This window comes from Cohnella massiliensis (assembly GCF_900169535.1).
In the GTDB taxonomy this organism is placed as follows: domain Bacteria; phylum Bacillota; class Bacilli; order Paenibacillales; family Paenibacillaceae; genus Cohnella; species Cohnella algarum.
Genome location: NZ_LT821259.1, coordinates 2311042 through 2332851, shown reverse-complemented (window position 1 = coordinate 2332851; position 21810 = coordinate 2311042). Strand labels below are relative to the sequence as shown.

The following is a 21810-nucleotide window of genomic DNA, read 5'->3' as shown; positions in this document are numbered from 1 at the left end:
TTGGGTTATACTAATTTTGAACGAAAGGCGATGAAAATTATGTCATTCGGAGGGTAAACGTGTCTTCGTTGGCATTTATCTCTATTTCCGTAATCGAGTACATCGGCGTAATCGTCGTTATTTTAGCTTTGTTTCGTTACACCGTATCCCATTATTGGCCGCAAATCGTATTTACTTCCATTGTCTGTTCGCTGTTTTCCTACGTCTTGATGATTCATTATGATATACCGCTTGCTCCGATGATTCAGATGTTATGCCTTGCGCTTTGTTTTTGGTTACTGTTTGATACGCCTCTGATCTGGAGCTTTATTTTATGTTCATTCAGCATTGTGTACGCTGTTTTTCAAGGAGTCGTCATCATGTTGACCATAGCGACGGGAGCGGCTTCTTCAGCCTCTCTCGATGACAAGACGAGCTTCGAAATCTATTCGGTTCAAGTGTTTTGCGCGTTGGTTTGTTATGTACTAGGCAGTTATTTTCAAAGAAACAGAATTGGGTTTTTGTTTATTCCGACTTCTCGGAACAGTCCGTTTCACTGGAGCCGAATGAGTCAGAGATTAATCGTTGTAAGCCTGGCATCTTTTCTTTCCATGATTTCCATGAGCGTCGCCTACGCGTGGTACTCGCTTTCCAATCTCGAATGGTTCATTTTCTTGCTGGTCGTTTTGCTGATCGTCTCGACAATTCTATTAACCACGATACAAAGGAAAGATCAAGAGTATGCGGATCAAAACTGGAATCGTTGAGCATATATCGATAACTGGTGCCCGATATATGAAAAGAAACGGAGCGGATCCGAGCGTATCGGAACGCACGCTGCGTTTTGCTCTTATGCTTTGGATCAGCATGATCTTCATTATTATGCTAACGGCCGCCGGCGGTATTTTTTTAGGCGTATTTTCTGAAGCTATCGCAGCTTTGGCCGTTTTAGGCTTGTTGCGGTATTTTTCAGGGGGCTGGCATTTTAAGCAAATGGATGCATGCGTCATTTTTACCGCAGCGGTCGCCATAGGGATTGCGATGATGCCGGCTATTGAGGAAATCTGGTTAATCCCCCTTAATATCGTGTCCTTAGCTCTCGTCTTGCTTCTTGCCCCCACCGGACATGGGCAAAAATTTTCAAATGTCAAGCAAAAAACGGCATTCAAATGGATTTCCGTGATCCTTGTAACGATTAATTTCGTTGCATTGAATCAAATAGCAGTAGTCTCTACGTTATTTCAAAGCTTAACTTTAATTACGCGGAAAGGAGGAGGGTAAGATGCTATTGAAAAAAACCATGAAAAAATTGTCGTTATTTTTATCTGTCTCGGCGATTTTCCTCGTAGTTTCCAAATTTTTTTACGGTAATCCCGACGTTGAAGACGCTGAATAAGGTGGGGGCATGGAATTATTCTCAATCCCGGTAATCTATAAAGAAAGCAAACACGACAGGGGCGTTCGCATTTTGTTGCCGCTCGAACACTTGCTTTTTTTGCGGGTTATCGGAAAGTGCATTCATTTTTACGGGATTCACCGTAGGGAATATACTTTGCAATCGACGTTGCAGGATTGGAGAATACTTCTTGACGGCACCGGCTTCGAAGAGGTCGATCGAGGCGTTTTGGCCAATGCCCGAAAAATTGATTTCATTTTCAGCGATTTGCAACAAATTCATTTCGGCGCGGAAGCGGAAGGCGTTTTCTGCCCGATAGCCCGAGTCAACATTCCCCGTCTGCAAAAATATTATCCGGAAGTCCGAATAATCAAAAGCGGGACGCTTTAGTCTCGCTTTTTTCAAAGTAGAAGAGAGGTCGAAATCATGTCTGCAAAAGTCCACCTTTGTTACCCGCACGGAAAGTATAAAGCGCTTACGATGAGTTATGACGATGCTGTCGAGGCCGATAAGCGGCTGGTAAACATTTTTAATCGTCATGGAATAAAAGGCACGTTCCATCTTAATTCGGGTCTGTTCGGCCAAGCGGGAGCCAGACGCAGACTGACGGAAGAAGAAGCCGTTGCGCTTTATCAAGGCCATGAGGTTTCGGCGCATACGCTAACGCATCCATCGATTGCGAGATGCCCAAGGGAACAAATGGTGCACGAAGTGATGGAAGACCGCAAAAAACTGGAACGGCTGTTCGGCTATACGGTCAGAGGCATGTCCTATCCGAACGGTTCTTATTCGGAACAACTCAAGGAAATGCTTCCGCACCTCGGAATCGAATATGCCCGCGTCGTGCAAACGACCGGAAGCTTCAGCCTGCCTGACGATTGGCTCGAGTGGAAAGCTACGTGCCATCATAAACAGCAATTGATGGAGCATGCCGAAACGTTTGTCGGAATCGACAAGCCGCAGCATTTGATTTTAATGTACGTTTGGGGCCACAGTTATGAGTTCGACCAGGATAACAACTGGGAGCTCATCGAGCAATTTTGCGAATTTGTCGGCGGACGGGAAGAGATCTGGTATGCGACGAACATCGAAATCGTCGATTATTTCAAAGCGTACCGGCAGCTTCGGTTTTCGGCAGGGATGGAGTTTGTTTACAACCCGACCGCCCAGAGCGTTTGGATTCGCGCCGATGAAGCGGTAATCGAGGTCAAAAGCGGCCAGCAGATTACCCTCGTATAAACGGTCGAAGGTTTCGGGCAAGGGGAGGGAGGAGAGGAGTATATTTCGTTTTAAACCATCCTTATCGGTATCCCCTTCGTTCAGAAATGCGGCATTCCCGCTATAGACGTATTTTTTATAAGCCCGCACCCGTTCTCCGAACTTTACTTCTCGGGCATGGACGGGAAAACTTCATTTGCTCACGATTCAACGTTCCGTTTATGGATATCCCCTTTGCTCAGGCAAGGGGGTTCTTTTTTGCCCCTTCGTCTTTCTGAGAAGAGGGGATACGGATAGGGCAGCACATAGAAGATGAAGGGCTGCTGCTGAGCGGAGGGGATACGGATAAGGGGAGGCGAAGAGGGATGAGAAGGTCCGATCCTCCGAGCTGAAACAAGGGGATATGAAATCGCAGCGTCCAATCGGCAAAAAGAGAATCTCCTCCCGCGCCGGCACATAAAATTGTTGTAGCCCCTAAATGCCGACGGAAAAAGGAGGATGTTCAATTGCCCCTGCAAGGAAACGACCATGCGGCCGCACTTTTCGAGCACAGGTTTTGGCTGCAAATATTGGGCGACCACTCGCGTTTTATTTTCAACGCCTTGTCGCCGAAAGAGCAAAATGATATTGCGCAAGCCCAGCGCTTTATTGCCGAGTTCGATCGGCTGCTGGAGACGGCGCGTTCCGCCGGGCCCGGCTCGGACCTTGGCGGACTTAACGCGGCCGCGCATGAAGCGACGATGGCGCTTCGCGAATTCAAACTGGATTTGCTCGCGAGATCGCTTAAAGGGGAAGTGACGGTTTCGCTGCCCCCTACTTTTTTTAATCATATGGTCAACGAGTTGGAGGAATATGTCCGTATTTTGGATGCGTTGCTGGCAGGACGGCCGGTTCCGGTTTATCATCCGCTGCATCATGACCTGCTGTGGTTGCAGGACGCGTTCGGCCACGCGGGCTCGATCGCGATGGGGCTCGACCGGGTAGAAGCGGATTTGCTGCATAAAAGCAAAGACTTCGAAAAACATTTCCAGGCGCTTTATTTGAAAGCGGTCGAAATGGCGGGCTACATGCGAACCCGACTGCAGGATTTTCCGGCCATGGGACGATTCCACAGGCAGGTGGATCTCGAAATGGCGCTGTTTCGCAAGTTTTTGCACGAGCTGGAGGAGCTGGAACTGAAGGCGGAAGCGCTCGACATCATCAGCCCGTTGATGCCGGACCATATGGCGCGGGAGGAATGCTATTATTTGATCAAGCTGGCGCAAACGGGAGCGCTGCCCTTTCCCGAGTGCGATCCAACCGAAGCTCGCGTCGAAGCGTAGCGGTCCCGACGATCGGCACGAAACACCCGACACCCCCGCGGTGAGGGTGTTTTTTTTATGGGCGGCTTATCCCAATCGAAAGGATGGAAAGTTTAGGGGGAATAAAAAAGGGCCATCCTGAGAAGGGACGAACAGCGCGGGGGGAACAGTGCGATGTGGCCTTTTACCGGACGAAAAAAACGCAAACGCGCCAACAGCGTCTCCGCTTCGGGCGGGGGAAATTCCCGGGCGCGGTCCGAAGGATGGCTTTACGGAAAATTTGCGGACGAATACGGCGTTAATCCGACGCAAATTCCGAAGTCCGGACTTATGGGTCGTGAACCGAAATCGGACGCATCTCGCAGACCGAGGTTGCCGTGATGTATTTGCACGGCGTAGCGAACGATTGTCCTTTTACATCGCCGTCACTACGTTTCACCAGGAAATGCTGCCGACGACGCTGCTGATCAGCCTTGCCGCGCAACGGGAAGGCGTGCCGTTTCCTGCTTTCGTCGAAGCGCTCGCGATGGAGTTTACCTTCGAAGTGCTCCGCGAAGCGGGGGTTTCGCATGCCCCGCGCCATCGGCTCCGCGGTGTCCATCGTCGGCGCTTTAGTGCTCGGACAAGCCGCCGTTCAGGCCGGGCTTGTGTCGGCGGCGATGGTTATCGTGGTCGCGTTTACGGCCATTTCCAACTTCGTCGCTCCTTCCGTCAGCATATCCAATTCGACGAGGCTGCTCCGTTTCAGCTTCATGGTGCTGGCCGCGACGCTCGGCCTGTTCGGGATCATGGCCGGCCTGAACGCCATGCTGATCCATCTGACGGCACTGCGTTCCTTCGGCATTCCCTATATGCTGCCATTGGCTCCGTTCGCTCCGACCGATCAAAAAGACGTGTTCGTTCGCGTGCCCTGGTGGGCGATGATCTTGAGGCCCCGCTTGATCAGCCCGCAAAACCCGGTCCGGGAAAAGAAAAGTCTTCGGCCGAATCCGCCCGAACGGAACGACAAGTGAAAACGGTTTGCGGAAGAGGTGAGAACGATGATCCGAAAGTCCCCGTTACGATTGTTGATTTTGGCGTTTCCGCTCCTTCTGGCCGGATGCTGGGACAGCAAGGAGCTGAACTCGATCGGCATCGTTGCCGCAACGGCCATCGACCGCAGCGAAGACCGATGGGTCGTCTCCTTTCAAGTCATCATTCCGCAATCGATCGCAACCCAGACGGGCGGAGGCGGGGCGGGAAACCAGTCCCCCATCACCATCTTTTCGACGAGAGGGAGAACACCGAGGGAAGCGATGCAGTTGTCAAGCTCGGAAACGTCCCGCGAACTGTTTTTCTCCCACAATACGTCTCTCATCATCAGCGAACAAGTCGCTCGCGATCAAGGAGTGGGCCAGATCCTCGATATGTTTTTGCGTCCGGCCGAAAGCCGGACGCGGCCGGCATTGGCGACGTCTTTTATAAAAATATCCGAAGGAATGGAGCCGGCTGGGGCAAAAGGAGCATCCGCTAGTAATCAGTTTTCCGTTCGGCGAAATCGTCGTCTTTCTTATGTTTTGGAAGCATTTGAACGAGCAAAAAAGATTGGCGAAAATTTCCTTATGGTCTTATCTGTTCGTTGGCGGATTTTTGATCTTTTTCAATATCCTGATCCTGACGATTCTCGACCCGTCGATTTCAAGCATTTCTAGCTTTCCGTTATTGCGCGCCGTTCGTCTGATCGAAATCGCCGATTTTCTGGAAAGAGTCGACCCCTTGGTCATTTTGCTGATTTATGTCGGACTGTTCGTGAAAATGACCGCTTTTTATTTGGGAGCCGCGCTCGGACTCTCTTCTTTATGGAAAAACAGCCGCCATGGGGTCGTCACGCTGCTGACCGGGGGGTTCATCTACCTGCTCACGTTTACTTCGCCGAGTTATATTTTCCACATCTGGATCGGTTTCGAATACAATCTGCGATTTCATTTTCCTGTCTTTCAAATCTGGATTCCGTTGCTGCTTGCGGCGACGATCGCGGCGAAGGGGATATTTTCGAAAAAAGGCGTTTCTTCACGCTAAAAAACGGCTTCGAATGCTTGAAAGGGGATTGTTATGTACGGCAAACGATTCCGGCTGCTTCTCGCAGCCGCCGCGCTGCTTCTGATCGCGGGATGCGATAGGGGAACCCCCGACGTCCAGGACTTGCTGCGGGCAAAATCCGCCAAAGGCGAAAAAACGAAAAAAGTGATCTTCCTGATGACGGATTCGCTCATGCCGCAGGCGATCGACGAGGGCGTTCGCAAGCGGGAGCTGCCCGCTTTTCGATTTTTGATCGAGCGCGGGCAGTATTACAAGGATTTGGTAAGCTCCTTTCCGACGATGTCCGTTTCGATCGACAGCTCGCTGCTGACGGGCAAATACCCCGACGAGCACCGCGTACCGGGACTCGTCTGGTATTCGGCGGCCGAACGAAAAATCGTCAATTACGGAACCGGTCCAATGGAGGTGCTTAAGCTCGGGGTCGACCCGGTGCTTGCCGACGCGTTGGTTCGCTTGAACGGCAGCCACCTGAATCCGAAGCTTCCGACGATCTATGAAGACTTGGCGCGCCTGGGATACAAATCGGGCTCGATCAACGGCATCATCTACCGGGGACGGACCGAGCATGTTCTTTCGATTCCCAAATGGATGAACGTTCCGACCGCCTTGCCCGAAACCGTTCGCGTGAAGGGCCCGGATTTATTGACGCTGGGAACGCTGTCCAATCCGTTCGAAGGCGAGGAGAACGTCCCCGGCGACGGCGTGGCGAACAAGCTTGGCTTCGGCCACGATTTCGCTTTTGGCGCGGTCAGGCACTTGATTCGAACCGGACGGCTGCCGGATTTTCTGTTCGTCTATTTGCCCGAGCTGGACAGGGAGCTGCATAAGGACGGACCGCCGGGGCTGGAAGGAGTAAAAAAGCTGGACGGGCAGCTGATGGCTTTGCTGCAAGCGTTCGGGTCGCCGGAAAAAGCGTTGGAAGAGGCGGTAATCGTCGTAGCCGGGGACAGCGGAATGACGCAAATTTTGCCGGCCGGACAAAATTCCGAAATCGACTTGCCCGCTTTGCTCCGGGATTACCGCGTGCTGCGAACGGGAGAGGACGTCTCGGCCGAGACGGAAATCGTGCTCGCCGTCAACGAAACGATGGCGTACGTCTACAATTTGGGCTCCGGCCGCAAGTCGGGAGACATTGCCGAGGCGCTTCGTCGCGAGCCGCGGATCGATTTCGTCGCCTGGAAAGAACGGGAGTGGATTCGCGTCGTCCAAGGCGGGACCGGCAGGCAGCTCCGGTATAAAGCCGGGGGAACGTTGGTCGACCGCTACCGCCAGGCGTGGACCGTCGAGCTGGATGCGAAAGTTCTGGATTTGAAAACCGACGCTTCCCGGCATTCGCTGGAGTACGGGTATTATCCCGATGTCCTCCGGCAGCTTTCGGCCGCTTTGCATTCGCATGAAGGCGACTATCTGGTCGTGACGGCGAAGCCCGGATACGAGCTGGCGGACGAAAGCTCGCCGACGCACGAGGGCGGAGGCGGCCACGGCTCCGTCGGCAAGACGGAATCGCTCGTTCCGCTTCTGATCGCCGGGACGGAGCGCAAGCCGCAATATTTGCGCATGGTGGATCTGAAGCCTTATCTCATCCGGCTCGTAACCGGACAAGACGGGGCTATTGACAAACGTTTGGAATAGGCGTAAGTTTAATCAATGATTTAAACTGTTGTTTTAATCGTTGGTTAAAGAAGGGGGTGCAGATTTACGACACGGCAAAAAATTTTGGAAGCTACGCAGGAATTGATCGATTCGCAAGGAGCCGAAAACGTCACGACGCGGAAAATCGCCGAAATGGCCGGCACGAATTCGGCTCTCGTGCATTATTATTTCGGCTCGAAGGAAAAGTTGATTAACGAGGCGCTGAAAATCCGGTTCGAATCGCTTCGCGAAACGCTGTTCGTTTTGGACGACGCGTCACTCGCGCCGCTCGACCGGCTCCGCGAGTTCACCGTGCATTACGTCAAAGCGATGCGAAACCAGCCCCAAGTCCTGAAGCGGGCGCTCGATCAGGAAAGCCTGTTCGATTCTCAAACCGAATACGTCACGTTTCTGAAGACGCACGGGCTGGAAAAGTTCGGAGGGCTGTTGAAGGAAATTACGGGCGAGGAAGATCCGGAGCGGCTGCTGCTGATGATCCAGCACATTTTTTCGGCGGTCATCACGCCCGTCATCAAAGCGACTTGCATCAGTCGGGAGGACACGAAGGGCGCAAGCAAGCCGCTGCTGACTTCCCTTCCGGTCGAAGAGCAAATTTCGCATTTTTTTGACCATTACTTTTACAAATATACAAAAGAAAAATAACGGGAGAGTGGAGAGAAACCGATGTCGAATCCAGCGCCGCAAGCTTCCGGCCCGAGCGCCGAATTTTCTTTGAAAGCGATCCTGCCCGCGATGATGGCGATCATCGTCGGCATGATCATGGTAATTTTGGACAGCACCGTCGTCAATGTCGCCGTTCCGAGCCTCGTCGAATATTTCGGGACCGATCTGAAGACGATTCAATGGACCGTGACGGGCTATACGTTGGCTTTGTCCGCCGTCATCCCGCTCGCGGGGTGGCTGACCGACCGTTACGGGGCGAAGCAGGTGTTTTTGACGACGATCACGCTCTTTACGATCGGCTCCGTGCTGTGCGGAGCGGCCCAGACGCCGTTCCAGCTTGTTTTGTTCCGGGTGCTGCAAGGGCTCGGCGGTGGGATGGTCGCTCCGATCGGCATGGCGATGGTTTTCCGGCTGGCTCCGCCGGAGAGACGGGGCTCGATCATGGGGATGCTCGGCATTCCGATGCTGATGGCGCCGGCGCTCGGCCCGATTTTGTCCGGCTGGCTGGTCGATTCCGTCAGCTGGCATTGGATCTTTCTGATCAATCTGCCGATCGGGATCGTCGCCTTTATTTTGGGCATGCGGTTTTTGCCGAAGGCCGAGCGCCTCGAACCGCCGCGGCTGGATATTCTCGGGATGATCTTGGCGCCGATCGCGTTTTCCATGCTGGCGTTCGGCGTCAGCGAGGGCGGGACGGAATGGACGTCCGCGCAGACGCTGACCGGCCTGATCGTCGGCGGCACGGCGCTCGTTCTGTTCATCTTCGTCGAGATTAGGCAAAAGCAGCCGCTGCTCGAGCTGCGCGTGTTCCGCTCCCCGGATTTCACCCGCGGCATTTTGCTGGCCTGGGTTGTCCAGCTGACGATGTTCGGGTCGATGATCATCGTTCCGCTGTACTTGCAGTCCGTCAAAGGCTACAGCGCCCTCGAAACCGGGCTCATCCTGCTCCCGCAAGCGTTGTGCGCAGGCATCGGGATGCCCATCGGCGGCCGTCTGTTCGACCGGATCGGCGCCCGGCCGCTCGCGTTTTTCGGCCTGACCGCCATCTCGACCGCTCTCTTTTTGCTGTCGCGGGTTACGGTCGACACCGCCACCGGCGCGATCATGGTTTCGCTGGGCCTGATGGGGCTGGGCATGGGCTTCTCGATGATGCCGCTTAATACGCATGTCCTGAACTCGGCGCCGCGCCGGCTCGTCACCCGGGTGACGCCGCTGACGACCGCGGCCCAGCAAGTCGTCGTGTCGTTCGCGGTCGCGGGGCTGACCGGCTACCTGACCTCGCAAATCCAGGAGCATGAGGCTTCCGCCGCGGAAGGCGCCAACCCTTTGCAGGCGGTCGTGCAGGGATACGGAGACACGTTTCTGCTCGCCGCTTGCGTCGCGGCGTTCGGCATCGCGTTCAGCCTGTTCCTGCGCCAGCCCAAGCCGACGGATTCCGGTCGCGAGGATACGAACGCTCCGAATGCGGAGCCGGCCGCGATGATCAACCACTAATCGGCCAAGCTGGATTTCCCGACCTTGCGTCCTTGCGGCGCAAGGTTTTTTGTTGCGGCGATTCGTTCTTATAGGTCGGCTTTGCCGAGCCTTTTGCGGAAGACGGCGGGGGTGACGCCGTATTTCTGATGAAAAAGGTGGTAAAAGTGCTTCAGATCGGAAATTCCGACGTGGCGGGCGATCGACTGGACACTCATGTCGGTGTCGATGAGGAGGCTTTCGCTCCGTTCCAGCCGGATATGCTGCAGCATTTGGTAGAAGGATCGGCCCGTCAGCCTTTTGAAGCAGCGTTGGAAATGCCTCGGGCTCATATTGACGACGGCGCTCAGTTCGGAAACGGTCAACGGCTCCATATAGCGTTCGCTCATGCGGCAAAGGGCGGGAAGATGGCGTTCATCGCTTATTATCCGGGATCGGCGCTGCTGGGCAAGCCCGACGCCCCGGATTGGGGCCGGCATACGTTTGTTTGCCGCAAGCGCCGGAGTTGACGACAGGATAACGGAGGGATAACATGAGGGGGGAATCCTTTTACTGGAATTTATAGAAATGAGGGATGGGGATGAGCCGAAGCATATGCCTTCCGTTAACCGACCCGATCGTCGACGTTCATTCTTTGCATTCGTTTGTCCAATCGATCATCTTGACGCAAGAGCAAATGCTGAATTGGGTGTACGCCAACTACATTCATTTGTTCGCGATTCCGGACAAAACGGCAGACTTCATTCACTTTGCCACCTCATCGCGCCCCCAGGACATTCCCAACCTTTTTCTTTCGCGGCTCCATCGCGATCAGGTTAATCGATGGTTTCCCGATATCCGGGGCTTCGTGCTGGATTGTCTCGAACAAGGCTATTACTTCAGCACGCTGGTCAATGAATTTTATATCCCCGGAACCTCCGCATTCCAAACGTACGATTATCCGCATCACGTGATGTTCTACGGTTACGATGCCGAGCAAGACGCGCTTCTCGCCGCGGGTTATTTCTCCTCCCCCCCGAAATTCGCCAAAGAGCGGCAAGTGCCGCTTGCCTTGTTCGAAAAGGCCTTCAAGACGGTCGGTCAGGACGTTACAAGCATGAACGGGACGGTGGAACTGATCCGATTCCCGTATCGGGATCGTCCTTACGGCATCCGTCCCGAATTAAGCCCTCGGCATCTCGCCCGCGCGCTCGAGGACTACGTGCTTTCCAGAAAAACGGAGGTTCCGGCGATTCCCAATTTCAATTTGGGGATCGACCTGAACCAGTCCGAGCTCGTCTTCGGGATCGGCATCTATCGGCTGCTGACCGACAGATTGCGAACGCAGACGGAAACCGGAGCTTCGCTGCATATGAAGACCTTCCAGACGCTGTTGAACCATAAAACCGTTATGCTCCGAAGAATCCGGCATTTGCTGGACATCGGTTATATCGAGGATCGCGAAGCTTATTCGCGCTATCAAGACGTATGGAAGGATGTTCGAATTTTACATCATTTATATTTGAAAAATTCGGTGAAATTTAACAAAAAAAATCTCGATTTCATGACCGAACTTTTGAAAAAAATAGAAATAAACGAAAAAAGCGAGCTTAGCCGCATCGGGGATATGCTAATCCGCTAGCGTCCGCGATCCGGCGGTCTCGCCTGAAATCGACAATTTTTCCCTCCGATCGGGACCGCGTTCCCGCCTCTCCCCTCCGGCATGAGCCGATGCGTTCATTTTATCGCAAGGGTAATCAGCCAATTTTACAGACGAGAATCAATTTTACAGATTAATACATATTTATATTGCGTGAGGTAATTGCCATCGTTAAAATGAAGTAAAAATATTTTCCGGATGTAAATTTCGGAGGTGAGAGGATGGATTGGAGTGTATACGCCGCTATGCCTCGACTGACGATCACTCCCGGATATTCGGAACTCTGGCATGAGGACGCGACGAAGCTGTTGGTAATCGAGCCGGAAGATTCCATAACCGTCAAGAAAAACGGCAAAAGCTACGCCGTGCCGGGCGGCTTCATGGCGATCGGCAGCGCGATCGCGATCGCAAACCATTCGCCGAAGCCGGTTACGGTCAAGCTGACCGCGCTCGCCCCGAAAGACAAGAAACAGCTGAGAACGATGCGCCCGCTCATCTGCGACAAGACCGAATCGGAGTTCCGAACGTTCGCCGAAGCGCTCCATGCCTGGTCCGAGCGGTGCCCGGACGCCGGTTCCGAGAGCGTCGGCGACATGCTGACCGCCCTTTTGCAAAAATTCGATTTGCCGAAACCGAGTCCGGCGCACGGAAGGATAGACCCCCGTCTCATTTGGATTCACCGGACGATCCGCATGAAATACCGCGAACCTCTGACGTTGGAAGGACTGGCCGACAGCTTGCAGTGCAATCCGGTTTATTTGAGCAACACGTATTCGAAGGTCTTTCATTGCTCTCCGATGAAGCATCTGCAAAGAGTTCGCGTGGATAAGGCGCGGCAACTGCTGGCCGACACCGACTTGTCCATCAACGATATCACGTTATCGGTCGGCTACATCTCGAGATCCCAGCTCGCCACCTATTTCAAAAAGCATTACGGAGTAACGCCGAGCGAATACCGAATGAACAAATCGCTCCGGGAGGCGGATACATGTTAGGGTTCGTTTTCCGAAAGGTTGAATTCCCGGCCCATGCCGCTTCGGAGGAACCGTCATGACGGATATCGCATGCATGCGGGAAGCGATCTTGATCCGGCGGGCCGAGCAAAAGCTGCTGGAGCTCTTTTCCTTCGGCAAGCTGAATGGAACCGTTCATACCTGCGTCGGACAGGAATTTTCGCCGGTCGCGTTCATGCGGCATATCGACGCGGACGACTACGTCGTTTCCAATCATCGCTGCCACGGACACTATATCGCCTACACGAAAGAGTGCAAAAGCCTGATCGGCGAGCTGATGGGCAAAAAAACCGGCGCCTGCGGCGGGATCGGGGGCAGCCAGCATCTTTGCAACCGCAAGTTTTTTTCGAATGGCATTCAGGGCGGAATGGTCCCGATCGCGGCCGGCTTCGCGATGGCGCTAAAGCTGAACGCGGCGAAAAACGTGGTCATGGCGTTCATCGGCGACGGTACGCTGGGGGAAGGCGTTTTGTACGAGACGATGAACATCGCGGCCAAATGGCGGCTTCCCCTGCTGATCGTATGCGAAAACAATTACTACGCCCAATCCACCAAACTGGCGGACCATCTCGCCGGCGACATTTTGGAACGGGCAAGAAGCTTCGGCCTTCGAACGTTCCAGAGCGATATCTGGCATCTGGAGCAGCTGTTCGACAATGCGAAAGCGAGCGTGGACTATGTGCGGGACGCATCCATGCCGGCCTTTCATCTGGTCGACTTGTACCGGTTGAATCCGCATTCCAAGGGAGACGATTACCGGGATGCAAGCGAAGTCGAGCGGTATGCCGCGATCGATCCGATCCACGTTTTTCGGCAGGAGCATCCGCGCGTTTATCGAGAACTGGTGGACGATATCGACCGGCATTTGGACGAAACGATCCGGGAAGCGGAAGCCGGCGGCGAATTGAGCTTGAGCGAATACTTCAGCGGCGAGGAGGAGCGCGAGGCGCGAAGCGATTGGACGGAGCTGTCCGCAACGGGCGAACGGCAGGCCGATCGGATCCATTCGTTTTTCGAAAAGGAAATGAAGCGCAACGAGAAATTGCTTTTCATCGGCGAGGACGTCTCGTTTCCTTACGGAGGAGCGTTTAAAGTCGCCAAAGACTTGAGCGAAAAATATCCCGGCAGGGTCTTCTCCACGCCCATCAGCGAAGCGGCCGTCACCGGCATTTCCAGCGGACTGGCGATGGCGGGGTACCGGCCCGTTCTGGAAATCATGTTCGGCGATTTTATCACGCTGTGCATGGACCAGATCGTCAACCACGCCTCCAAGTTCGGATATATGTTCAACGGTCAGACGGCGTGTCCGATCGTTATCCGAACGCCCATGGGAGGGGGGCGCGGCTACGGCCCGACGCATTCGCAAACGTTGGACAAGCTGCTGCTGACCGTCGACAACCTCAAGGTCGTCGCGCTGAATTCGTTCGTGGACCCGGGGCAGATTTACAGGTCCGTTCTCGACAACGAAAAACAGCCGGTCATCGTCATCGAGAACAAGCTGGACTATGCCCGGCCGGTCGCTGCGAGGCCGCCGATCCCTTTCAAATCCGAGCAGGCCGTCGTCAACGGCTACCCGATCGTCCGAATTCGCCCCGTCCTTTCGCCTCCGACAGCCACCATCGTGACGTATGGCGGAGCGAGCCACGCGGTGATGGATTGCATCGTCCCGTTATTTATCGAACACGACGTGAAGGCGGAAGTGCTCATCCTTTCCAAACTGAAACCGATCGATTGCGACGTGATCGTCCGCTCCGCCGAAACGACGGGGAACTTATACGTCGTCGAGGAGGGGAGCCGACATCACGGAATCGGAAGCGAGATCATCGCCGCCGTGTCCGAACGAACGGAACAGAAAATCGTCGTTCAAAGGATCGCCTCGCTGCCTTGTCCGATTCCGTCCAACAAAAATTTGGAGGCCGACATTCTCGTGAACCGAACCCGGATTATCGAAACGATCGGAAGAAAATCCCAGGCTGCATGGCGTCAACGGATTCCCGGCTGAAACCATGGGTACGGAGCGGAGGGACGACGGTTTGGCTGTATTGCAAGACATCTGCATTCCGCAGGAATTCGTCAACGACGAATTTGTCCGCGTAACGAAGCTTTTTCACCGCAACGGGGACTGGATTCGAGCGGGGGAGACGATTCTGGAAATCGAGGCGTCGAAAGCCGTCGTATCGATCGAGGCGGGCGCCGAAGGCTATATCGAGTATTTATGCGAGGAAGGCGTTTCGTTGAAACTGAGGCAAGTCGCGGCAAGAATTCACGGGGAAAAAGCATTCGCAGCCTCCGCCGGGCGCCGCGGCCGCGAAGAAGCGCCCGAAGAGGAAGGAGGAGGCGTCGAGGCGACGATTTATTCGAAGGGGGCGTTGGAGCTCATCTCGTTATATGAGATGGAGCGGTCGATATTCCGGGGTCGGGACTTGGTCGGCAGGAGCGACGTGCAGCAAGCGCTTTCCGACATCGGGAGAAGCGCGGATGCTTTGCCCTCTGCGGACGAAACCGTGTATCGACCGCTTGCCCCGGTCAAAAAGGCGGAAATCGGCAGCTTCCTGAAGCAAGGGAGCGTCACCAGCACGGTCTATACGCATGTGGACTTCGTAGACCGATTCCCCGAACGAAAGTCGAACGGCTATTTATTGCCCGTCGTTATTCAAGGGGCCTCGGCGCTTCTGGAGCCATACAAGGAATTGAACGCGTTCTATGCCAACGGAGGCATCGCTTACTACCAAGCGGTACGTATCGGTCTGGCGATCGATATGGGCCTCGGGCTGAAAGTGGTGAAGCTGCCGGATGTCCGGGGGATGGATTTGGCGGAAATCCAGAGCACCGTCATGAAAGCGATGAAGAAATACGCCCGCAAGGCGGTCGGACCGCAGGATGTGCAAGGAAGCACCTTTACGATCAGCGATCTGTCCAACACCGGCGTCGCGTTTTTCGCGCCGCTCGTCAGCGAGAGACAGGCTGCGACGTTGGGCATCTCTTCGTTCGACGACAGGCTGCGGCGGGTCACCTTGTCGCTTTCGTTCGATCATCGCGTTACCGAAGGCAAGAGAGCCGCCATGTTCCTGCGGGAATTAAAGGATAAAATCGAAGGCCACTATAACGGCTGATTCCGGGAAGGAGGCGCCATGAACAGAGTTTCCGAGGAAAAGGAACACGGCATCGTCCTGCTGAAGCCGGACGGAGTGAAAAGAGGGATTTACGATCTATTGGTCAGGCGGATCGCGGAGAACGGTCTCCAGGTCGTCCGAACGAAAACGCTGAAGCTGGAGCGTCGGGATGTCCTGACCCGGATCGTAACCAAATTCGACGTCGAGGCCTACGCCGAGTACATGTCGAAGTCGGAGGTGATCGCGCTGCTGGTCCGCGGACCCTATGCCATCGCGAGACTGATCGAGATCAAGCAGCGGATTCGGGGAGAATACGGGCTGTCCGGCAACGACATGGAAAATTTGATTCACTCTCCGGACTGCGGCAACGAGTATTACGAGCATTTTCAATATCTCTTTCCCGAACTCGACTGCGTCAAATACGGGCAGTACGCCGATTTGAACGTCAAAGCGGGCGGAGTCGACGGCGACGTCGGAGAAGCGCTGCGGAACCTGAACGAGAGAAGTTCGTTGCACTGGGCGGGCGTACTATTCGATTACGGCGCCGATTTGACGGCGATCGAGGGCTGCAAGGCACTGGCGAACGATCGGATTCGCGTGCTGATCGGCATCGCCAAATCATGCGTTTTCCGCAACGAACGGCTGGGCCTGATCGGCTATTTGCCTCCCGATCATTCGTTTGCCGCCGACCCGTTTTTCCCAGTCGAAGACGATGCCGCGGAAAGCTTCGTGAATTGGGTCAAATCGAAAAAAGGCGTTTGCGTGATGGATTATCGGCCGTTTGACGCGGATTCGGAGCGAATCATTATCGGCATGAAGCGTATCGGCATCGACGGGGTCGTCGTTTACGATCCGCGCTTTACGCAGCATGAAGTCGCCCGCCTCGAAGTCATCGCGGAGGACGAGCAGCATCTGCTGCTCACGGGAGGATCGAATGGCCGCATCGCCGCGGGAGCGCTGGCGGTCGATAAAACGACGTTCCGGAAATTTTGCCGGAAGATGAATATCCAACCGGAACGCCAAACGGAGGGGTTAAGCCTTGGATAGCCTGTCGAACCGTTATTCCGAATCGAACATTTACGTGGATCGCTGCAGCGGCGCCTGGATTGTCGACGAACGCGGCAACCGGTACGTCGATTATTTGCTCGGCAATTGCTGCCATATTCTCGGGCATTCCCATCCGCGGATTGTAGAGGCCATTCGGGAGCAGGCCGGCAAGTGCGTCAACGTGGGGGACCATCATTACCGGCTGGCCTACGAACTGGCCGACAAGATCAAAAAGCTCGCCAGAAAGGACGCGGTGCGGCTGGTCAACAGCGGCTCGGAAGCGGTTCATCTGGCGATCAGGCTGGCGAGAGGCTATACGAACCGCAGCGTCATCGTCAAGTTCTGGGGACATTACCACGGATGGTTTACGGAGGAGATAGCCCGGTTCGTGCCGGAGCTTCCTTACGACAAAGGGCTTCTGGACGATTACGCCGCCAAAATCGTCGCGATCGAATGGAACGACGAAGAGCAGCTGAACGAAGTATTCCGTCAATACGGGGACGACATTGCGGCGGTCATTTGCGAACCGGTGTTATGTCACGCGGGCCCGATTCCGCCCGCCGAAGGCTTCCTGCAGGCTCTGCGGCGGAAAACCGGGCAAAACGGCTCGCTGCTGATTTTCGACGAGTGCATTACCGGGCTCCGCCTTGCCCTTGGCGGGGCGCAGGAGCACTACGACGTGTACGCGGACATCGTCACCTACTCCAAAGCGTTCAGCGGAGGGCTTCCCATCGGCATCTGCGCCGGGACGGCGGAAGTCATGAGCCTCCTGGGAGACGGTTCGGTATATCAGGCCGCTACCTACGATGCCAATCCCTTGTCCGTAGCCGTCGCCCATACGGTCCTCGACGTCGTTCAAAACAGCGATCTCTACGATCGCTTCGATCGGTTCGGAAGCCAACTGATCGCCGGCATCGACGACATTTTAAACAAACGGTCCGTCCCTCATATTTGGCAGGGTTTTCCTTCCGTCTTCCAATTTTACTACACCGAGAAGTCCGGCATTTCCAACAGCTACGAAGCTTTGACCTGCAACAATGTTGCCCTTTACGGTTTGCTGATCGAAGAACTGATGAACAACGGCGTCAGCTTGTTTAAAGGCGATTTGCGAAGCAATCCGAATTCCTCCTGGCTGTCCCAATGGTTCATGAGCGGCGCCCACGGCGCCGAAGAAGTGGAGCATACGTTGGCCGCGTTCGATAAATCGATCGGCCGCGTGCTGGATGCGAACAAGCAATTGATCTGACCTCGGCCGGACGAAGGGAGCTTTGCCATGAACGCGGAACCGACGGATACCCCGCTTGCCGTTCGTCTTGTCAGCGAATCGGTCGTCGAGCGCATTTTGAAGAAAGCGGCCCGGCCCGGGGCCGAGCTTAGGAGCTACGATCTCCTGCCGATGAAGACGAAGATCGCCTTGACGAGCCGCGTGTACAAGCTTGTCCTGGATTACGACCGCGACGGAGAATGCCGCCGGCAATCGTTCATCCTCAAAACCCAGAGCAACGACGGCAAAGACGTATTCAACTATTTGAATTTCTACGAACGAGAGATCTATGCGTACAACGAAGTGCTGCCTTTGCAGCGAATGCTGCCTTACCCGGTCTGCTACTACAGCGATTACGACAAGGAAACCGGAGATTTCGTAATCGTTCTGGAGGATTTAAGCGATTTTGCCGTCGGCGACCAGTTCAAGGGCTGCTCGGCGGACGCGGCGGCCTCCGTTCTCGAGAAGCTGGCCGGATTTCATCGGCACGGGTTCGTTTCGATCGAGGATTACCGTCCGTCGCTGAAGGGATGGTCGGCGGAGCAGCTGTCCTTCAGTCGGAAGGAATTCGGGCGCTATTGGCGCAACGCCTGGCAGCTTTTCGAAGGCGTGATGCCCCGCTCGTTCGCAGGCAAGTTCGATGCCATGAATCGCAGCTATATCGACGTATGGCTGGAAATCGAGCGGGGTCCGCAATCGTTGCTTCATTTCGACCTGCGCCTCGACAATCTCGTTTTCGACGCCCGGAACGAACTGGCGGCCGTCATCGACTGGCAGTTGGCTCGAACCGGGAACGCGGCCTATGACGTTTCGCTGTTTCTCGTCGGAAACGCGGAGCCCGGGCTGAACGATGCCGATTGCGACAGGTTGCTCAGGCACTATTATACGGCGGCCGGGCTGCAGCGCACGTCTTATCGCTACGAGCATTTTTTCGCCGACTTCCGCAAATCGCTGCTGTGCCATTTCTATCGGGAACTCAATTATTTGGGCTCCGACGACTACGATTTGGAACTCAGAATCCGGTATGCGGATCAAATCTTCACGCGATACGCGGCTGCGTTGGAACGGCTGGATGCGGTCGAGTTTCTGGAAACAAGCGTTTAGGCCAATATCGATCGGCAGAATGGAGATGCACATGGCGAACAAGCTCGCGGAATTTAAACCTACCATCTTCAGCGGCTCCAAGTTGAACGGCGGCGACATCCGTTTGTCGCTTAGCGAAAATCCGTACCGTTGCTCTCCGAAAGCCTTTGAAGCGCTTTATTCGGAAATCGCGAACGTTCATTGTTATCCGGATGCCGATTATTTGGAGCTCCGAACGGAAATCGCGAACCGATACCGTTTGGATCCGGAAGCGGTCTTTCTGGGGAATGGCACGGACGAGCTCATCTTTTTGACAGCCTTGCTGGCGAATCGCGAGCGGCCTAACGTCGTCACGACGGAAAAAACGTTCGGCGGCTATAAATATTCGGCGATATTGGCGAATAGGTCGCTCGTCGAATGCCCGATTGACGAACGTACGGTGCGAAGCCTATGCGAAGCGGTTGACGAGCATACCGCGATGGTGTTCCTGTGCAACCCTCACAACCCGTCGGGCACGTTTATCCCTCCCGGCGACTTATGGCCCCTTGCCGAGGCTTGCGAGCGGTACGGCGCCCTGCTCGTCCTGGACGAAGCTTACATCGAATATACGGAAAAAGAACAGGCGAGCGCAGAAATCGTGAAGAGGCACGACAACGCGTTGATTTTGAGAACCTTTTCCAAAGCTTACGGTCTTGCCGGCCTCAGGTGCGGCTATGCTCTGTCGAACAACCGAAACCTGAAAGCGATTCAAAGCAGCCGCAACGCGCTGCCGTACAATCTCAACCGCCTCGCGTCGGCGGCGGCCCTGGCGGCTTTTCGGGACCGGGAGCATCTGAAGCACGTCGTCCGGCGGAACGACGAGATCAAGCAATGGTTCTGCACGGCGTTGGAGGAGCTCGGCATTCCCTATATTCCGAGTTCGGCCAACTTCGTCACGATCCGAATGGAAAACAGCGCCGACTTTGTCGAGCGGATGTACCGTCAATTCAAGATCGCGATTCGGGATCTTTCGGGCTTCGGGTATCGCAACCATATCCGCATATCGTTCGGAACCCGGGAACAAATGAATCGGGTCGCGGAAGCGTTCAAGATGCTGACGATGGGAGAGAGGGTCTAAATGAAGGTTCAACATCCGGAACACCTGCGGATCCAAGAGGATTCGATCCTTCGAAAAAACGCGGAATGGTACGCTTTATTCAAACCGATCGCAGAAGAGCTGGAGGACATTCCGTATGCGGTCATCAAAGGGGAGCCCCTCTCCGTAATGGCCTACGGCGAGCCGGGGTTTCGCGATTCGGGGGACATCGACCTGCTGGTGCCCCGGGAGCAGCTGAACCGGGTGACGGAAATTTTGCATAAATACCATTTTCGAAATCTGTTGTTCGACGAACGGGGCAATCCGAGGGAACTTACCCGCAGAGAAAAAATCATGTTTCTCCGCTCCCACCAAGTCGCGCCTTTTTACTATGTATACGACACCCGGCTGATGAATATCGACGTGAATGTCGACATTTATTGGGGAGAATACGACGGCAAGCGAATCGCTCTTTCGGAGGTTCTGTCGGATACGGTCCGGATGAACCTGCATGGAACGACGGTCAAAACGTTGTCCGAAATGCATGCGTTTATCGAGCTTTGCTTGCATCATTATAAGGAAATGAACTCGATTTACGGCTTCAAGCTGAAAAATCCGTTCGCGACCTATATGTTCCAGGACATTTACTGCTTTTACAAGCGGCATATGGAGACCCGAATCGACGAGCTGCTGGAATACAGCCGAACGTACGACCTCGACGGCATTCTGTACTACCTTTTCCATTACACGAATCGGGTTTTCCGGGACGAGGCGCTGGCCGAGCACGCCAAGCGGTTCGAGACGCCCCGAGCGGTTCGGGACCTTCGGATGTACGGCCTTGCCGAAAGCGAAAAGAGAGCCTGGAACATCGATTTCGAGACCCGATTGGATCATCCGGATTTATTCGGGCTGCTGGAGCCGGAGCTGACGGCGGCCGACATCGAGAAAATCAATCTGGTCACAGGCGTATTGTAGACGCTTGGAAGACAAGGTGCAGAAATGGGAGCGTCCTTGATCCGGAACTTTCCGCTCTACCGCATGATCGTCCGATATGCCTTCCACCAGCGCTTCGTTTATCGTTCCCAGGCATGGCTCATCATGCTGAACGGCTTCGCCGTCGCGATTTTGCAAGGAAGTCTCTGGACGGCGCTCATTCATGCGGGAACGGTCGATATCACGCTTCGGGAGATGATGTCCTATGTGATCATTAACAGCGTCGTCGGCTACTTCACGTATTTCGAAGCGAGCTCGATTATCGGCAACCGGATCCGCGACGGCTCCATTATCGTCGACTTTACGATGCCGGTGGAATTCAAATGGAAGCTGTTTGCCGAAAGCATCGGCGAAAATCTGTTCGATATTTTGTTTTACGGAACGGTTACCGTCTTGACGACGTTTCTCCTGTACGGAGCCGCAGCACCCGCATCCGCCCTGCATTTTCTGTTGTTCGTACCGTCCATCGTCATGGGCATTTTGATTTCCTACCATATTATCTATATTTTGAGCCTGTCGGCATTTTGGATCGTCAGTCCCTACTATATCGGCTTTTTGATTGCCGGCTTGACGAAGCTGTTCGGCGGGGGGGTGGTGCCGTTATGGTTTTATCCGGATTGGCTGGCCGTTCTGTGCGATTGGCTGCCATTTCGCTATATCACGTTCGAGCCGATCGAAATTTATTTAGGCTTGGACGCGAGCGAGGCCGTCAAGACGATGGCGATGCAGGTCGCATGGATGGCGATCTTGCTTGCGATCGAAAAGATCGTCTGGAAACGAGCCGCCGAAAAGGTATTCGTCCAAGGAGGTTAACGGTGCGG

General features: G+C 54.7%; 20 protein-coding genes and 2 pseudogenes. 21 read left to right on the top strand and 1 reads right to left on the bottom strand.

The genetic code is table 11. The features are described from left to right. Positions 1 to 59: 59 nt before the first annotated feature. From B7E11_RS24620 to B7E11_RS24570, 11 genes and pseudogenes are all read left to right on the top strand, one after another. Positions 60 to 746 carry a hypothetical protein gene (locus B7E11_RS24620; protein ID WP_080839762.1) on the top strand — a complete coding sequence of 229 codons (687 nt, stop codon included), beginning with the start codon at positions 60 to 62 and terminating at the stop codon, positions 744 to 746. Between the two features lie 28 nt (positions 747 to 774). Then, positions 775 to 1260, top strand: a complete 486-nt coding sequence (locus B7E11_RS24615) for an accessory gene regulator B family protein (protein WP_176220889.1) — start codon at positions 775 to 777, stop codon at positions 1258 to 1260. Between the two features lie 124 nt (positions 1261 to 1384). After that, a complete protein-coding gene (locus B7E11_RS31050) occupies positions 1385 to 1765 on the top strand; it encodes a LytTR family transcriptional regulator DNA-binding domain-containing protein (RefSeq protein ID WP_080839758.1) in 381 nt (126 codons plus the stop codon). Between the two features lie 36 nt (positions 1766 to 1801). After that, entirely contained in the window at positions 1802 to 2614 is an 813-nt protein-coding gene (locus tag B7E11_RS24605; RefSeq protein WP_080839756.1) for a polysaccharide deacetylase family protein, read from the top strand. Between the two features lie 485 nt (positions 2615 to 3099). Continuing rightward, complete coding sequence (locus B7E11_RS24600; protein ID WP_080839754.1) at positions 3100 to 3915, top strand: DUF2935 domain-containing protein; 816 nt, start codon at positions 3100 to 3102, stop codon at positions 3913 to 3915. Positions 3916 to 4144: 229 nt separating this feature from the next. Next, positions 4145 to 4907, top strand: a pseudogene (locus B7E11_RS24590) (spore germination protein); the annotation flags it as partial. A 27-nt stretch (positions 4908 to 4934) separates the two neighbouring features. Next, positions 4935 to 5336, top strand: a pseudogene (locus B7E11_RS31140) (Ger(x)C family spore germination protein); the annotation flags it as partial. Positions 5337 to 5445: 109 nt separating this feature from the next. After that, the gene (locus tag B7E11_RS24585; RefSeq protein ID WP_080839752.1) at positions 5446 to 5952 is read left to right on the top strand and encodes a GerAB/ArcD/ProY family transporter; all 507 of its coding nucleotides are present in this window, start codon (positions 5446 to 5448) and stop codon (positions 5950 to 5952) included. A gap of 33 nt (positions 5953 to 5985) precedes the next feature. Further along, positions 5986 to 7605, top strand: coding sequence for an alkaline phosphatase family protein (locus B7E11_RS24580; protein WP_080839750.1), 1620 nt, complete (start codon positions 5986 to 5988; stop codon positions 7603 to 7605). A gap of 84 nt (positions 7606 to 7689) precedes the next feature. Beyond that, on the top strand, positions 7690 to 8268 hold the full coding sequence (locus B7E11_RS24575; RefSeq protein ID WP_275901482.1) for a TetR/AcrR family transcriptional regulator: 579 nt from the start codon (positions 7690 to 7692) through the stop codon (positions 8266 to 8268). 21 nt (positions 8269 to 8289) lie between these two features. Continuing rightward, complete coding sequence (locus B7E11_RS24570) at positions 8290 to 9783, top strand: MDR family MFS transporter (RefSeq protein WP_080839746.1); 1494 nt, start codon at positions 8290 to 8292, stop codon at positions 9781 to 9783. A 68-nt stretch (positions 9784 to 9851) separates the two neighbouring features. Here B7E11_RS24570 and B7E11_RS24565 read toward each other — a convergent pair whose 3' ends face one another. Continuing rightward, positions 9852 to 10151, bottom strand: coding sequence for a helix-turn-helix domain-containing protein (locus tag B7E11_RS24565; RefSeq protein ID WP_275901548.1), 300 nt, complete (start codon positions 10149 to 10151; stop codon positions 9852 to 9854). Between the two features lie 191 nt (positions 10152 to 10342). On the opposite strand from B7E11_RS24565, the gene B7E11_RS24560 reads away from it, so the two are divergent. From B7E11_RS24560 to B7E11_RS24515, 10 genes are all read left to right on the top strand, one after another. Then, positions 10343 to 11383 carry a hypothetical protein gene (locus B7E11_RS24560; RefSeq protein WP_080839742.1) on the top strand — a complete coding sequence of 347 codons (1041 nt, stop codon included), beginning with the start codon at positions 10343 to 10345 and terminating at the stop codon, positions 11381 to 11383. A gap of 239 nt (positions 11384 to 11622) precedes the next feature. Continuing rightward, positions 11623 to 12396 (top strand): helix-turn-helix transcriptional regulator, encoded by a 774-nt coding sequence (locus tag B7E11_RS24555; RefSeq protein WP_080839740.1) that lies wholly within the window; start codon positions 11623 to 11625, stop codon positions 12394 to 12396. Between the two features lie 55 nt (positions 12397 to 12451). Further along, entirely contained in the window at positions 12452 to 14416 is a 1965-nt protein-coding gene (locus B7E11_RS24550; protein WP_080839738.1) for a dehydrogenase E1 component subunit alpha/beta, read from the top strand. A gap of 31 nt (positions 14417 to 14447) precedes the next feature. Beyond that, a complete protein-coding gene (locus B7E11_RS24545) occupies positions 14448 to 15527 on the top strand; it encodes a 2-oxo acid dehydrogenase subunit E2 (RefSeq protein WP_176220886.1) in 1080 nt (359 codons plus the stop codon). A gap of 18 nt (positions 15528 to 15545) precedes the next feature. Next, positions 15546 to 16574, top strand: a complete 1029-nt coding sequence (locus B7E11_RS24540; protein ID WP_080839735.1) for a nucleoside-diphosphate kinase — start codon at positions 15546 to 15548, stop codon at positions 16572 to 16574. Further along, positions 16567 to 17820 carry an aspartate aminotransferase family protein gene (locus B7E11_RS24535; protein ID WP_080839733.1) on the top strand — a complete coding sequence of 418 codons (1254 nt, stop codon included), beginning with the start codon at positions 16567 to 16569 and terminating at the stop codon, positions 17818 to 17820. Before B7E11_RS24540 ends, B7E11_RS24535 begins: the two co-directional genes overlap by 8 nt. Positions 17821 to 17847: 27 nt before the next feature. Next, positions 17848 to 18942: a phosphotransferase gene (locus B7E11_RS24530; protein ID WP_080839731.1), complete on the top strand. Its 1095-nt coding sequence runs from the start codon at positions 17848 to 17850 to the stop codon at positions 18940 to 18942. Positions 18943 to 18973: 31 nt separating this feature from the next. Beyond that, positions 18974 to 20038 carry a histidinol-phosphate transaminase gene (hisC, locus tag B7E11_RS24525; protein WP_176220885.1) on the top strand — a complete coding sequence of 355 codons (1065 nt, stop codon included), beginning with the start codon at positions 18974 to 18976 and terminating at the stop codon, positions 20036 to 20038. Beyond that, the gene (locus tag B7E11_RS24520; RefSeq protein ID WP_080839727.1) at positions 20039 to 20971 is read left to right on the top strand and encodes a nucleotidyltransferase family protein; all 933 of its coding nucleotides are present in this window, start codon (positions 20039 to 20041) and stop codon (positions 20969 to 20971) included. A gap of 24 nt (positions 20972 to 20995) precedes the next feature. After that, positions 20996 to 21802: an ABC transporter permease gene (locus B7E11_RS24515; protein ID WP_080839725.1), complete on the top strand. Its 807-nt coding sequence runs from the start codon at positions 20996 to 20998 to the stop codon at positions 21800 to 21802. Positions 21803 to 21810 lie beyond the last annotated feature (8 nt).